We start from the raw sequence: 14,630 nt of genomic DNA on the forward strand, positions 1-14,630 counted from the left end.
CCCTTGGCCCCGGCCCTGGCCCCGGCTCAGGCGCCCCCTCGTCTTCCAGATCGGAACGCCGGGTCGGCGTCGGTAGGGCGGCCGCGGCGACCGCCCCGAGGAAGACGAGGCCTCCCGCGATCATGACCGCCGCCCCCAGGGCAGACTCGGTCACGATTCCGATCGGCGGACCCGCGACCACTAGTACCCCGGCCAGAGTCGCTCCCACAGCCAGTTGTGCTCCACGGAGGAGGCGAGCAGCGCTGGTGCGCCGAAGATCGAGGTCGGCGGCGGGAGCAACCCCCGCCACCGCCGGACGCCTCGCAACCTGCCGGAGCACCAACTGCGTCACACCCGCGAGGAGCAGTGCGACCGCGAGGATCGGCACGCCGTAGGGCCACCCGGGGAACGGACCCGCAGACGAGCTGACGAGTCCGTCGGCGCGTGGCGGGTCGTACACCACCGTGAAACTGGTGCCATCGGCGATGAGACCGAACACCACGACGATCCCCGCCAGGAGCGCACTCCACACCAGCAACATCACCCAGGGCAGCCGTGGCGAGACGTCCGCCGTCGTTCGTCGAACCAGGGCGGCCGTGCGCACGGAACCCTCGGGCCGCGGCCAGGTGACCTCTCCGACCCAGAGGGTCAGGACATACGCGAGGCCGCCGACCAGGAACGCGAGACCGAACGCGAGTCCCGGCGGCGCCGCCGCGACCTCGAACAGGGCCACGCCCGCCGCATCCACGGCGAGGGTGCCGACGAGCGCCACGACGGCGAGCGTGATCGCGATCGTCGTCGCCCAAAGTGCGTGGCGACGCGCCGCAACCAGCGTCGCGACGGGGGTGTCTTCGGGCCGCGCGGAGCGTCCCATGGCACCGAGAAGCGCCCCGCCGATCACGACCGCGAGCGCCACCGCGAGCAGGGAGAGGACCACCAGGACCACGATCGTCACGAGACCAGACATGCCGCACCACCCTTTGGAGATTATGTACCAATGAGTCAATACATTGACACCTTCTGACCATCGTCGTCAAGGACAGATGGGCCCACCATCCGGGACAGGGATCCATAGCCGTCCGACGGGCGCATCGTGACCGAATCGTTGTCAATCTGAATGGGTTCAAGGTCCCCGCGCAGGTGTGACGTGGGCCACGATAGGGACCACTCGGACCTACAAAGTCGGAGCCTGCGCAATGGGGCGCAGCAGGTCGAGGTCGGCGGCGTCAGGCCGCCGACCTCGATCCTTTCCCCTAGCCTGTGCCTATGCCCGACACACACCTCGCCGCGGCGATCGAGAACGGCATCAACCGCAGGCTGGTACCGATCCTGCGAGCCCGAGGGTGGCACCCGCGGACGCTCCCCTACGTCGGTTACGGCAATCAGGACTTCGTTCGGATCCTCGGCCGAGTGCTCCTGACCCGCGGCCACGAGCCTCTCACCGCGGCCGAACAGCCGGTCGAGGAGGACCTCACCTCGCGCCGCGGCTGGCGCTCGTACGTGACGGCGTCCGTGGGCTACATGCCGGTCACGGTCCGGGTCGGCGACAGGGACTACCCGGCCACCGCCGATCGTGGCGGCTATCTCGATGTGGTCATCTCAGACCACGGGCTCACGCCTGGCTGGCACGACGTGACCATCACCGCCAAGGCTGCGGCGCCGGTGACTGAGCGGGTCCAGGTCATCGACGCCGGCGCCCGCTTCGGCATCATCAGCGACATCGACGACACCGCGCTGGTGACCCTCGTTCCGCGACCGTTCATCGCTGTCTGGAACACGTTCATCCGCCATGGCAGTGCCCGCAAGGTGGTGCCGGGGATGGCGCAGATGTACCGCGACCTGCTCGCCGAGCACCCCGGCGCCCCGATCTTCTACCTCTCGACCGGTGCTTGGAACATCATGCCGACGCTCGTGCAGTTCCTGCGTGGGCATCGATTCCCCGCCGGGACGATGCTGATGACGGACTGGGGACCAACCAACTCCGGGTGGTTCCGCTCCGGCCAGGAGCACAAGCGCCACGCCCTCCGGCGCCTCACGGCCGAGTTCCCGCACATCCGTTGGGTTCTGGTGGGCGACGATGGCCAGCACGATCCGTATCTGTACCGCGAGTTCGCGCAGGAGTTCCCGTCGCGGGTCGCGGCGATCGCGATCCGGGAGTTGACGCCGGGCGAGCAGGTCCTGGCGCACGGTTCACCGATCGCGGTCCAAGAGGTAGGTACCGCTCGCCGGGCCGGGGCGGCCGCGGAGGTCGGCGGCGGAGACGGCGAGTCGCTCGCGCCGAAGCTGAAGGCCGCGCTGCGCCAGCCATAGACCAACCGCTCACCGTCGGACCACGGCGAGCACCGCCGTCGGGCATGACCGACCGAGGCTCTACTCGCCCAGTAGTACCTGGAAACGCTCCACCCGCCGCTCGACGTACACGTCGGGCCCGGGGCAGAACAACGACTCGTGCTCGTCCTCCGCCCAACGCACCCGCCATGGCGGGCTACCGTCCGTTGCGGCGACGTCGATCACCTCGCCCTCGCGTGCGGCTACGTCGGTGTGCGACGACGCGACGACCACCCTGTCACCCACTGCCGCTCTCATAGCGACCTCCCACGCCAGTGCGGTGGCGGCTCTCACCACCACTCCCAGTCTCCCTCACACGGTGCGGAAAGGCACGGGGTCCGACGCCGCAACCTCCGCGCACGGGCTCGAGGCACCAGTACCCTCGGAACGATCAGGACTCGGTCGACAGAGCCGGGAGCCAATGCCCAACGGGGGTCGGATTGATCAGCGCCGAGCAGGTCCTCACTTCCAGGTTCAAACCGACTCGGTTCTCCGTCGGCTACGACCAGGACGAGGTGGACAACTTCCTCGACCGCGTCGTCGCCACGCTCCGGCACGCCGAGTCCGGTCAGCAGACCGGGAGCCCGTTGCAGCCGAACGAGGTCAGCTCGGCGCGGTTCGCCACCACGAAGTGGCGGGAGGGCTACGACCAGGCTCAGGTGGATGCACTGCTGGGGGAGGTCGTAGCAACGATCGAGCATCATCGGGAGCGCGGGGCCCTCTGACCTGAACTGTCTTCGGGGAAGATGCCGGGCCCGGCCGCTCGGGACGGACCGCCTGGGCTCAGCCGACCGTCGTCCCGAACAGCAGACCGAGGACGTACGTCGCCGCGGCGGCGCCCCAACCGATCGCCAACTGTCGCAGCGCCCGGCCCAGCGGTGCTGCCCCGGACAGGATCCCGACGGTGGCACCGGTCAGCATGAGCGCGATCCCGACGAGAGCCGCCGCGACCACGACGGCCGGAGGCCCGGTGAGTCCGAGCAGGTAGGGCAACACCGGGATGATGGCACCGGAGGCGAAGAAGCAGAAGCTCGACAGCGCCGCGCCCCAGGCCGAGCCGATCTCCTCGTGGTCGCGCACGTCCGCTCGGTCCGAGGACCGGTCGCCGGAGTAGGTGGCGATCCGCTCCTCGGCCTTCGCCTGCGCTTCGTCCTCCGGCATTCCGCGCGCCCGGTAGACGAGGGCCAGCTCGTTCGCGTTCACGTCCAGATCCGGGAGCGCGGTGTGCGCAGTCGGGCTCGGGTTGGAGGCCTCCAGCAGCTCGCGTTGGGACCGCACCGAAACGAACTCGCCGGCACCCATCGAGAGTGCCCCCGCGAGCAGACCCGCAATCCCGGTGAGCAGGATCGTGGCGTTGTCGACGCCGGAGGCGCCGATGCCGAGCACCAGCGCGAGGTTCGACACGAGGCCGTCGTTCATCCCGAACACCGCGGCCCGGAACGTCCCGGACATCCTCGCCCGGCCGCGCTCCGCGAGGGAACGCACCACCTCCTCGTGGATCCGCTCGTCCGCCGCCATCGCCGCCGTCGCGTGCTCATCGTCCGCATACGCCGACCGCGCTTCCGCTCGCTGGGCCAGAGCGAGCACGAACACGGAACCGAACCGGCCGGCGAGCCGGATCAGCAGCCGCGATCGCACGGACGGTCGCAGCGGCCGGCCCACGTCGTCGCCGAGGAGACCGACCCAGTGCGCGGCGTGCCGTCCCTCCGCCTCGGCCAGCGCGAACAGGATCTCGCGTTCCTCTCCCTGCCGCTTCGCCGCGAGCCGGGTGTAGAGCGCCGCCTCGGCGCGCTCCTCGGCAAGGTAACGGCGCCAGCGGCGCACCTCCTTGGGCGACGGCGGAGGTGCTCCGGTCCCCGATTGTGCGGTTGGCATGAGCGAGAGTCTTCCAGTTGCCGCTCGAGGTCGCCGGGCTTGCGCCGCTCGGGCAGCGGTGCGGCCCAAGCCGCCACCACACGTGGTGACGGCCACCACCCAGCGACCGATCGCCGTCGGAAACTAATGAGGCATCCTCAGGACCGTCTCGCCATATGGACTCGATGTGGCACCAATTTTGCAGACGTCCGCGATCGGGAGTTTGCCGCATGGTCTGAGGCCTGAGAGCAGATCGACCCCGGTCGGAATGGCCCCGAATCGCGTCCGCGAGCCTCCACCGCACCACTCGAAACACCTACGGTGGTTACCGGTATGCCGACGTCCACAGAGTTATCCAACGCCCGCCACCACCATTCTGACGCGTCCGACCGCGCGTCGCACAATCCGCCGAACGCGCTCGCTCGGAATGCCGAACCGGGGGCATGTCCCGACGAGTCCGGCATTCCCGACGAGGACGACTCCGCCGGGACCGCCGCCGTCACACGGCCGTCCGCCCGAACCGCCGTCGACCCCGCCCCGACCGTCCGACGCCCGACCATCGCGGACGGCGCGCACATGTGGCGCATCGCCTCCGACAGTGGCGAGCTCGACGTGAACACCGCGTACGCCTACGCCCTCCTGGCGCGGGACTTCCGCGACACCTGTCGCGTCGCGATGGTCGCGGACCAAACGGTCGGCTTCGTGACCGGCTACCGCCGACCCGACGCGCCGACCACGCTGTTCGTGTGGCAGATCGCCGTGGATCCGGCCTTCAGGGGCCGCCACATCGGCGGTCTCCTGCTCGATGCTCTGGTCCGAGACCTGGTCGACGTCGTCGCCGTGGAGACCACCGTGACGCAGACCAACGACTCCTCGCGCCGGCTCTTCGGTAAGTTCGCGGACCGCCATGACGCCCGGATCTGCGAATCGCCGCTGTTCGCGGCCGCAGACTTCCCCGACGCACACGAGGCCGAACCGTTGCTCACGATCAGCGGCCTGGCTCGCTGACGCAAGGCCCGTCGGGCCAGGCACCGTTCGGCATCGTCGATCGGCGTCCGGCCCAGCACGTCCCCATTCGAACCAATCGATGAAGGAATTCACATGACTGCGCCCACGATCGACACCGTCGCCCTGGAATCCGGGGTCCGGAGCTATTCCCGGAACTGGCCGGCCGTGTTCTCACGAGCCGTCGGCAGCACGGTCTGGGACGAGAACGGCACGCCGTACCTGGACTTCTTCGCCGGCGCCGGCGCACTGAACTACGGGCATAATCACCCGCGCCTGAAGGAAGTGGTCCTGGACTATTTCGCCAGTGACCAGCTGGTGCATTCCCTCGACATGTTCACGACCGCCCGCGGTGATTTCCTGCAGACCTTCTCCGAGATGATCCTCAAGCCCCGCGGCCTCGACCATCGCGTGGCCTTCCCCGGGCCCGGCGGTGCGAACGCGGTCGAGGCCGCCCTCAAACTGGCGCGGAAGGTCACCGGCCGGGAGTCGATCGTGAACTTCACGAACGCCTTCCACGGGATGACACTTGGCGCCCTCTCCGTGACCGGGAACTCCCTGAAGCGGGGCGGCGCCGGGATCCCCCTGGTGCACGCGACCCCGATGCCGTACGACGACTACTTCGACGGCGACGTTCCGGACTTCATGTACTTCGAGCGCATGCTCGGGGACTCCGGCAGCGGCCTGAACCACCCGGCCGCAGTGATCGTGGAGGCCGTCCAGGGCGAGGGTGGGATCAACGCCGCCCGCGCCGAGTGGCTGCGTGCTCTCGCCGACCTCTGCAAGAGGTACGACATCCTGCTGATCCTCGATGACATCCAGATGGGTTGCGGCCGAACCGGGGGCTTCTTCAGCTTCGAGGAGGCCGGGATCGTCCCGGACATCATCTGCCTGTCCAAGTCCATCAGCGGCTATGGGATGCCGATGGCACTCACGCTGGTCCGTCCGGAACTCGACATCTGGGAGCCGGGCGAACACAACGGCACGTTCCGGGGCTTCAGCCCCGCATTCGCGACGGCGGCCGAGGCGATCCGCACGTTCTGGGCGGACGACACCCTTGAGCGGTCCACCCAGGCCAAGGGTGCCCACGTGGAGAGCCGGTTCAACCAGCTCGTCGCCAAGTACCCCGAGCACGAACTGATCGGCAAGGGGCGCGGGCTCGCTCGCGGCCTTCAGTTCGGCACGGCAGAGCTCGCCGGCCAGGTCTGCGCTGCGGCGTACGAGCGTGGCCTGCTCATGGAAACCTCCGGTCCCGAGGACGAGGTCATGAAGATCCTCCCGCCGCTGACCCTCACCGACGACGAGCTGAACCGCGGTCTGCGGATCATCGACGAGTCCGTCGACGCGGTGCTCGGACGTTCCTGAGCACGCTCCCGTCCACCATTCCCAGATCCTTTGGAGTTGCCCACATGCTCGTCCGCACCATCACCGAGATCACCGACACCGACGCCGACATCAAGACCGAGAACTGGCGCAGCAAGCGCATCATCCTGGCCAAGGAGGGTGTCGGCTTCTCGGTCCACGAGACCACCCTCTACGCGGGTACCGTGAACGACTTCTGGTACGCCAACCACATCGAAGCCGTGTTCATCGTCGAGGGCGAGGGCGAGATCACGGACCTGGCCACCGGCGAGACCCACCAGCTCGCACCGGGCTCGTTGTACCTGCTGAACGACCACGACAAGCACCAGGTCCGGCCACGGACCCAGATGCGCACGGTGTGCGTGTTCAACCCGCCGGTGACCGGGCGCGAGGTTCACGACGAGGACGGCGTCTACCCGCTCGTCACGGAGCCGGCGCCGGCCTGATCCGACGCCTCGCCGAGCAGGCGCCGGGAGGTCGTACTGGCGCGGGACCTGCCAGTCCACCACGACTGAATGCACCAGCGCGAGGCCCTGAGCAGATCCGCCGCGAGCCTTCATCGCCTGTTAACCCTGCGTTCACCGCCCGCGCCCCGTCGGTTCAGACCCAACGGTGAGGGTGAGCAGGTCGAGGGCGTGGTCTCCGCGCCCCTCGACCCTCGCGCCCCATCGAGGCGCCGCGGACGCCGGGCCTGGGTAACTCCGGGGGGATGAACCCGCCCGGTGTCCGCCAGGGCCGGTCAGCACGCGCGAACGCGCCGACGTCCACAGCGCGTTCCGTCACGTCCTCGCGTCCACAGACGCACCATGCCCGACGGCGCAGGGTCGCCTCCTCGGGGCAGGCTCAGCCCATGCTGCCCGATCCGGAGGAGACGTCGCGGGCCCGACCGCTTGCGACCGTCGCGGTGCTGGGCCTGCTCGCGCTTGCCCTTGTCCTGGTGGTGCCGCAGTGGTGGGCGCAGGTACGGGCGCCGCCGCCGTACCCGGTGCCGACCGAGCTGGTGGCCGCCGCGCGTGCCGACCTGGCGTCGCTGGCGGTCGTGGAGCCGCTCGGCCTGGCCGACTACGAGCGGGAGTTCTTCGGGGAGGCGTGGGCCGACGTCGACCGGAACGGGTGCGACACCCGCAACGACGTCCTCGCGGTCTGGCTCGACGACGTCGTGCTCGACCCGTTGAAGCCGTGCCTGGTGGTCTCGGGGACCCTGGCCGACCCCTACACCGGTCACCTCGTGCCGTTCGTGCGGGGACCGAGCACCAGCGCCGAGGTGCAGATCGACCACGTGGTCGCCCTCGCCGACGCCTGGCGCAAGGGCGCATCCCAGTGGCCACCGGAGCGCGCCCTCGCGTTCGCGAACGACCCCGGCAACCTGATCGCCGTGGACGGCCCGGCCAATCAGGACAAGGGTGCCGACGACGCCGCGGACTGGCTCCCGCCGAACACCGGGTTCCACTGTGCCTACGCCGTTCAGCAGATCCGGGTGAAGGCCACGTACGGGCTGGGCGTCAGCGGTGCGGAGTTCGGTGCGCTGGCGCAGGTGCTCGCGCAGGAGTGCCCGGGGGCGCCGGATGCCGGGGCTGCGTCGTCGGCCGGACCACCGGTGCCGGCCGAGGCTGCGCCAGCGGCCGGGGTACCGGTGTCGGCCGCGGTTGGACTTGCGGCTGGAACTGGGATGTCGGCAGGCCGCGATAGCCTCACGGAACCTGGATCGGACGAGCCCCGCCGCTCACCTCGAGCGGCCGAGCACGGTCGAACGGGGCCGGGTCGCACCAGGTTTCGTCAGAGCGACCTCGGTCGAACAAGTGGAGGGAGGCGGGGGTGTTCCTGCTCGACGACGTGCTCGTCTACTCCGCCAGTGACCTGTCGACCGCGGTCGGCTGCGAGTTCGCTGCGCTGCGCAAGCTCGACGAACGCCTCGGCCGGGTGCCGAAGCTCGAGGTGGAGAACGCGTTCCTGGACCGGGCCGCCCGGTTGGGCAACGAGCACGAGGAGCGGGTGCTCGAGCAGTACCGGCAGCGGTTCGGCGCGGGCGTCGTGGAGATCGGCCCGCCCACCGAGTACACCCGGGCGGCGCTCGAGGAGCAGCACGCACGAACCATCGCGGCGCTCCACGCGGGCGCGGACGTGGTGGCCCAGGCCGGCTTCTTCGACGGGCGGTTCCACGGGCGCGCGGACTTCCTGGTCCGCGAAGGCGAGGTCGGCGGGCGGCCGAGATACGCCGTCGTCGACGCGAAGCTGACCCGCTCGGCGAAGTCGCCGGCCGTGATGCAGGTCGCCGCGTATGCGGACCAACTGCTCCGGGCCGGGATCGACGTGGCCGAGTACACCCACCTTCACCTCGGCGACGACGTCGTCACGTCGCACCCGATGGCCGACGGCGTCGCCGTCCTGCGCGAGCAGCGCGAGCAGGTCCAGCACCTGCTGGACGAGCACCGCCTCGACGACGGGCCGGTCGTCTGGGGCGACGAGCGGTACCGGGCCTGCCTGTGGTGTGACTACTGCGCGGCCGAGCTCGAGCCGGCCCGCGACGTCAAGCTGGTCTGGGGCGTGCGCAGCGGGAACCGGAACGCCCTGCGGGCCGCGGGCATCACCACGATCGACGACCTCGCGGCCAGCACGAGCGCGATTCCGAAGATCCGGCCCGCCACGCTGGAGCGGCTGCGCGGACAGGCGCGCCTGCAGCTGCGGCAGGAGGAGGCGGAGGCCCGCGCTTGCGAAGGCGCGGCCGTGGTCACACGGACTGGCCACGCCGAGACCGGGCACTCGCGCGCCGCGGAGGGCACTCCGGCGGCCATGCCCACGGTCTTCAGCGAGGTGCACACGGTGGCCGCCCTCGAAGCCCTGCCCGCACCCGATGCCGGCGACATCTTCTTCGACTTCGAGGGCGATCCGATGTGGGTCGACTCCGACCGGACCGAGTGGGGTCTGGAGTACCTCTTCGGTCTCGTCGAGGCCGGCCCCGAGGAGCGCTATGTGACGTTCTGGGCGCACGATCGCGCCGAGGAGGCGGGTGCGCTCAAGAACTTTCTCGCGTACGTGGCGCAGCGGCGTGCCGCACATCCGCGGCTGCACATCTACCACTACGCGGCCTACGAGCAGTCCGCGCTGCGCACCCTCGCGCAACGCCACGGGTTCGGCGCGGAAGAGGTCGAGGGCCTCATCGCCGACGGGGTCCTCGTCGATCTGTACAAGACCGTCAAGGACGGCGTCCGGATCTCCCAGCGCTCGTACTCCCTGAAGAAGCTCGAGCCCTTGTACATGGGCGCGCAGCTGCGGGACGCGTCGGGCGTCACCAGTGGTGGGGACTCGGTGGTCGCGTACGAGGAGGCCATGGCGACGCGCGCCGCCGGGGACGACGCCGGCTATGCCGCGCGCCTCGCCGAGCTCGCCGACTACAACCGGTACGACTGCGTCTCCACGCTCCGGCTGCGGGACTGGCTGCTCGAACAGCGGGACCGGACGCACGCCGTACTGCACGAGGCCGCGCTGGCCGTCGGCGCCGTCGGTGCTGGTGCGGGCCCCGCGGAGCCACCGCAGACGAGCGCCATCGGCATCCCAACCGAGCCTGCCGCAGCCGTCGCCCAGACCGAGCCGGCCGGGCCCGTCGCAGCCGTCGTGGATACCGAGCCGACCGAGGAGACGACCGCGCAGACCCTCGCCCGCGCGATGCTGACTCGGACGTCGGACCCGGCCGCGCCGCTCCTCGCTGCCGCCCTTGAGTACCACCGGCGCGAGGACGAGCCGTTCTGGCGGGCTCACTTCGAGCGCCTGGATGCGCCACGCAGGGACTGGGTGGACGCCCGGGACGTGCTCGACGTGCACGGGGCCAGGGTCGTCGAGGACTGGTCCGGGCCGGAGGGTCGACGGCCCACGCGGGTCCTCGAACTCACCGGGTCGCTCGGCACCGGTAGTGTCGTCGGCGCCGGCTCCGAGGTGTACTGCGTCTATCGCCCGCCGGTGCCCGACGGGATGCGGGTGCCCGATGGACACGAGCGCGCCACCTCGGGCGCCCGCGTGATCAGTCGGGGCGAGAACGCCGACGGCGAGGACGTCCTCGTCATCGCGGAGTGGCTCGCCCGGGACCTTGCCGAGCACGACGCCCTGCCGGTCCTGATCACCCCGGGCGCTCCGCCGTCCGCCGCCTCGCTCTGGTCCGCCATCGAACTGGTCGCCGAGGCCGTGGTCAACCCCGGCCTCGAACCCCCACCGGCCCAGGCGGCACTCGACGTGCTGCGTCGAGTGCCGCCCCGGCAGCGTCACGGCGGCCCGCTCCCCCATGCCGCGGTCAGCGTGCCTGGGCTGGGCGCAGACGTCGACCAGGTAGCCGGCGGCCACATCGGAACGGATCACATCGGCGCGGACCACATCGGCGCGGACCACATCAGCGCAGTCACGGACGCCATGCTCGGTGCCGACGACTCCTACGTCGCGGTCCAGGGCCCTCCCGGAACCGGCAAGACCTACCTGGGCACCCGGGTGATCGCCGCCCTCGTGCAGCGGTTCGGGTGGCGGGTCGGCGTGGTCGCGCAGTCGCACGCGGTCGTCGAACACTTCCTGCGCGGCGTGATCGAGGCCGGTGTTCCGGGCGCCCAGGTCGGCAAGCGGGGCGGCAGCGTCGACGCGAGCATCCCGACGGACTTCCGTCCCGCCGTCGAGCACGACCCGAGCGCGCCGCCGTGGGTGCGCCTGGACGCCTACCAGCACCAGGAGTTCCTCGAACGCCATGGCAGCGCCGGCGCCGTGATCGGCGGCACCGCCTGGGACTTCACGAACCGGCGCCGGTTCGCCGTCGGTGACCTCGACGTGCTGGTGATCGACGAAGCGGGCCAGTTCGCGCTCGCGAACACGATCGCCGTCGCCACCGCGGCCCGCCGGCTGCTGCTGCTCGGCGACCCGCAGCAGCTGCCGCAGGTCAGCCAGGGCACGCATGACGCGCCCGTCGACGTCTCGGCGCTCGGCTGGCTCACCGAGGGTCACGCCACCTTGCCACCGAGCCGCGGCTACTTCCTGGACCGGACGTGGCGGCTCCATCCGGAACTGTGCGAGGCGGTCTCCACGCTGGCCTACGACCACCAGCTGCACAGTCATCCGCGGACCGCGCAGCGCCACCTCGAGGGCCTCGACCCGGGTGTGCACGTGGTGCGGGTGCCGCACCGCGGCAACGTCGTGGACTCCCCCGAGGAGTCCGCGGAGGTCGTCGCGCAGATCCAGGCGCTGCTCGGCAAGCCCTGGACGGACAGCGCGCACGGTGACGAAAGCGCCGGTGCTGCCGAGGCGCGCCCGTTGGCCCCGGCGGACGTGCTCGTGGTCGCCGCGTACAACGCCCAGGTGCAGCGCATCCGGCGCGACCTCGCCGAGGCGGGCCTGGAGGCGGTCCGGGTCGGCACCGTGGACAAGTTCCAGGGGCAGGAGGCCGCCGTCGTGCTGCTCAGCCTGGCCGCGTCGAGCGCGGACGATGCCCCGCGCGGGCTCGGCTTCGTGCTCTCCCGCAACCGGCTGAACGTGGCGATCTCCCGGGGCAAGTGGGCGGCGGTCGTGATCCGCTCGCCCGGCCTGACCCGGCACCTGCCGTGGGACCCGGACGAGCTGAGCGCACTGGGCGCGTTCATCACGCTCTGCAGCGACGCCCGCGAGCGCCGAAGCCGCCGTCGGTGACGGTGGTTCGACCACCGACGATCTCCTCCACCCCCACTTGTCTCAACTATCTGAAGAGTGCGCCAACAACCTGAATACCCCTATCCTGTCGGGCATGGGTGAGAAGGCACCGGTCGTCGGCGCGGAACGGGTCCTCGTCCTGCTCCGCGCCCTCGCCGAGCACGGCCAGGGCGCGACGCTGGACGAGCTCGCGGCCGTCGTCGACGGCTCCAAGCCCACCATCCACCGCGGGCTCGCCCTCCTGTGCCGGATCGGCTTCGCGCGCCGCGACGAACGAGGCCGCTACAGTCTCGGAGACCAGTTCCTGCGACTTGCCTTCACCTACCACGAGCAGCAGACCGACCACCTGCGGGCGCAGCCGATCCTGGCGGCTCTGGCGCAGCAGTTCGGCGAGACCGCGCACTATGCCGTGCTCGATGGCCGTGACGTGGTCTACCGCGGCAAGGTCGACCCGCCCGATCGTGCGGTCCGGCTCACCTCGGTGATCGGCGGCCGCAACCCGGCCCACTGCACCGCCGTCGGGAAGGCACTGCTCGCCCACCGCCTGACCGGCGAGGCGCAGGTCCGGGCCTGGCTGGCCGCGGGCGACCTCGCTGCCCGCACCGACGCGACGATCGTGGCGCCGGCTGCCTTCGCCACCGTGCTCGCTCGGGCCAACGAGCAGGGCTACGCCGTCGAGGACGAGGAGAACGAGTTGGGCATCGCCTGCCTCGCTGTGCCGGTCTGGTGGGGACCCGGCACCGAGCCGACCGGGGCGATCAGCATCAGCGCCGTCCGCTACCGCACGCCGTTGGCCGCCCTGCTCGACCGGCTCCCAGAGATCCGCGCGATCATCGACGGTGCGCCATGATCGCGGACCTGCTGGTGCGCGGCGCGGGCGTCGTCGATGGCTCGGGCGGCGCGCCGGTGCGCGCCGATGTGGCAGTGGTCGACGGCTTGATCGCGGCGGTCGGGCGCCTCGCCGGCGTCACCGCTGCCGAGGTCGTGTCGGCGCCCGGTTCGTTACTCCTGCCCGGCTTCATCGACGCGCACTCCCACACCGATGCCGTCATCGGGCAGGCGCACGTGCAGCACGCGTTGCTGCGCCAGGGTGTGACGACCGTCGTCACCGGCCAGGACGGCGTCTCGCATGCGGGCGCGGGCACCGACGGCGGGGCCTGGGGTTCGCGGTACTTCGCCGGCATCAATGGCACCGCGGAGCCCGTCGGGACGCTGGCCGAGTATCGCGCCACGCTCTCGGGCGCGCTGCGCGTCAACACCGCCCACCTGCTCCCGCACGGGTCGATGCGGTACCAGCGGGCCGGACTGCGCGAGCGCCTCGACGCGGGCGAGGTCGCCACGCTGCGGGACGATGTCGAGGCCGGGCTCGTCGATGGCGCCGTCGGGCTCTCGACGGGGCTGCACTACCTCCCGGGTGTGCACGCCGACGTCGACGAGTTCGTCGTGCTCGCCGGCCCGCTCGCCGCGGCCGGCCGGCCGTACGTGACCCACATGCGTGGCTACGAGGACGAGTGGCCGGTCGGCCTCGACGAGGTGCTGGCGATCGCCCGCCGCAGTGGCGTCGGTGCCCACATCTCCCACCTGCACGGACCGGCGCAGGAGATCCTGGCCACGATCGACCGCGCAGCCGGGGACGGGCTGGACCTGACCTTCGACTCCTACCCATACCTGTCCGGGTTCAGCCTGCTGAGCGTGCCGCTGCTGCCCTGGGACCTGCTCAGGCTGGCCCCGGAGGACCTGGTGGAGCGCCTGTCCCGACCAGGAGCGGTCGCGCGCATGCCAACCGGCTGGCGCGACGCCGTCGGGCGGGAACTGGACCGGATCACCCTCGCCGGGGTCCCGGGCCGCCCCGCCCTGGAAGGGCTCACGCTCCGCGCAGCCGCCGAGTCGCTCGGCCGGGACGCCCCCACGATGGTCCTGGACCTGATCGCCGAGACCGCCGGCGCCGTGACCGCGGTGTTCCAGCAACCCGCCACGAGCACCGAGGACGACGTGCGCGCGCTTCTGCGCCATCGTGGCCACATGGGTGGGTCGGACGGCATCTTCGTCGGCGGGCATCCGCACCCGCGGGCCTGGGGAACGTTCGCCCGGTACCTGGCCCGGCACGTCCGCGACCTCGGCGACTGGACCTGGGCGCAGGCCGCCGTGCACCTGGCCGCCGCGCCCGGGGCCAGGTTCGGGCTCGGCGGTCGAGGCCGCATCCGGCCCGGCGCACCCGCCGACCTCGTGCTGCTCGACCCGCAGACGGTCACGGACACCGCGACCTACGCCGAACCACAACGCCTCGCCACGGGCATCGGCGACGTCTGGGTCGGCGGTGTGCGCGTGCTCCGCGACGGCGAGCTCACCGGGTCCCGTCCCGGCTCCGCCCTCACCTGGCAAGACTGACCCGATTCCCACCCCTCACCCCGAAGGAAGATCCCCGTGCCCGAGATGCAGATCAGCGACGC

10 protein-coding genes and 2 pseudogenes are annotated in these 14,630 nt (G+C 71.1%); 9 read left to right on the forward strand and 3 right to left on the reverse strand.

Annotated elements, in window-relative coordinates; genetic code table 11:
• Nucleotides 1-946, reverse strand: a pseudogene (locus tag HALOF300_RS02855) (hypothetical protein); the annotation flags it as partial.
• Nucleotides 947-1,245: 299 nt separating this feature from the next.
• On the opposite strand from HALOF300_RS02855, the gene HALOF300_RS02860 reads away from it, so the two are divergent.
• Nucleotides 1,246-2,289, forward strand: a complete 1,044-nt coding sequence (locus HALOF300_RS02860; protein ID WP_156739149.1) for an App1 family protein — start codon at nucleotides 1,246-1,248, stop codon at nucleotides 2,287-2,289.
• A 60-nt stretch (nucleotides 2,290-2,349) separates the two neighbouring features.
• Here HALOF300_RS02860 and HALOF300_RS02865 read toward each other — a convergent pair whose 3' ends face one another.
• Nucleotides 2,350-2,565: a DUF1918 domain-containing protein gene (locus HALOF300_RS02865; protein ID WP_156739150.1), complete on the reverse strand. Its 216-nt coding sequence runs from the start codon at nucleotides 2,563-2,565 to the stop codon at nucleotides 2,350-2,352.
• Between the two features lie 182 nt (nucleotides 2,566-2,747).
• Here HALOF300_RS02865 and HALOF300_RS26870 point away from each other — a divergent pair, with 182 nt between their 5' ends.
• Nucleotides 2,748-3,032: a DivIVA domain-containing protein gene (locus HALOF300_RS26870; protein WP_197522260.1), complete on the forward strand. Its 285-nt coding sequence runs from the start codon at nucleotides 2,748-2,750 to the stop codon at nucleotides 3,030-3,032.
• 58 nt (nucleotides 3,033-3,090) lie between these two features.
• On the opposite strand, the gene HALOF300_RS02875 is transcribed toward HALOF300_RS26870, so the two are convergent.
• Nucleotides 3,091-4,182: a VIT1/CCC1 transporter family protein gene (locus HALOF300_RS02875; RefSeq protein WP_156739152.1), complete on the reverse strand. Its 1,092-nt coding sequence runs from the start codon at nucleotides 4,180-4,182 to the stop codon at nucleotides 3,091-3,093.
• 312 nt (nucleotides 4,183-4,494) lie between these two features.
• On the opposite strand from HALOF300_RS02875, the gene ectA reads away from it, so the two are divergent.
• From ectA to HALOF300_RS02910, 7 genes and pseudogenes are all read left to right on the forward strand, one after another.
• Complete coding sequence (ectA, locus tag HALOF300_RS02880; RefSeq protein WP_156739153.1) at nucleotides 4,495-5,169, forward strand: diaminobutyrate acetyltransferase; 675 nt, start codon at nucleotides 4,495-4,497, stop codon at nucleotides 5,167-5,169.
• A 93-nt stretch (nucleotides 5,170-5,262) separates the two neighbouring features.
• Nucleotides 5,263-6,531: a diaminobutyrate--2-oxoglutarate transaminase gene (gene ectB, locus HALOF300_RS02885; protein WP_156739154.1), complete on the forward strand. Its 1,269-nt coding sequence runs from the start codon at nucleotides 5,263-5,265 to the stop codon at nucleotides 6,529-6,531.
• Between the two features lie 44 nt (nucleotides 6,532-6,575).
• Entirely contained in the window at nucleotides 6,576-6,974 is a 399-nt protein-coding gene (locus HALOF300_RS02890; RefSeq protein WP_156739155.1) for an ectoine synthase, read from the forward strand.
• A gap of 404 nt (nucleotides 6,975-7,378) precedes the next feature.
• Nucleotides 7,379-7,972: pseudogene (locus HALOF300_RS02895) on the forward strand (HNH endonuclease family protein); the annotation flags it as partial.
• Between the two features lie 371 nt (nucleotides 7,973-8,343).
• Nucleotides 8,344-12,180, forward strand: a complete 3,837-nt coding sequence (locus tag HALOF300_RS02900) for a TM0106 family RecB-like putative nuclease (RefSeq protein WP_156739156.1) — start codon at nucleotides 8,344-8,346, stop codon at nucleotides 12,178-12,180.
• A gap of 94 nt (nucleotides 12,181-12,274) precedes the next feature.
• The gene (locus tag HALOF300_RS02905) at nucleotides 12,275-13,030 is read left to right on the forward strand and encodes an IclR family transcriptional regulator (protein WP_156739157.1); all 756 of its coding nucleotides are present in this window, start codon (nucleotides 12,275-12,277) and stop codon (nucleotides 13,028-13,030) included.
• On the forward strand, nucleotides 13,027-14,568 hold the full coding sequence (locus tag HALOF300_RS02910; protein ID WP_156739158.1) for an N-acyl-D-amino-acid deacylase family protein: 1,542 nt from the start codon (nucleotides 13,027-13,029) through the stop codon (nucleotides 14,566-14,568). The genes HALOF300_RS02905 and HALOF300_RS02910 overlap by 4 nt, the downstream gene beginning before the upstream one ends.
• Nucleotides 14,569-14,630: the final 62 nt, after the last annotated feature.

Origin of the sequence: Occultella aeris (genome assembly GCF_902703175.1) — a bacterium.
GTDB classification, from domain to species: Bacteria; Actinomycetota; Actinomycetes; order Actinomycetales; family Beutenbergiaceae; genus Occultella; species Occultella aeris.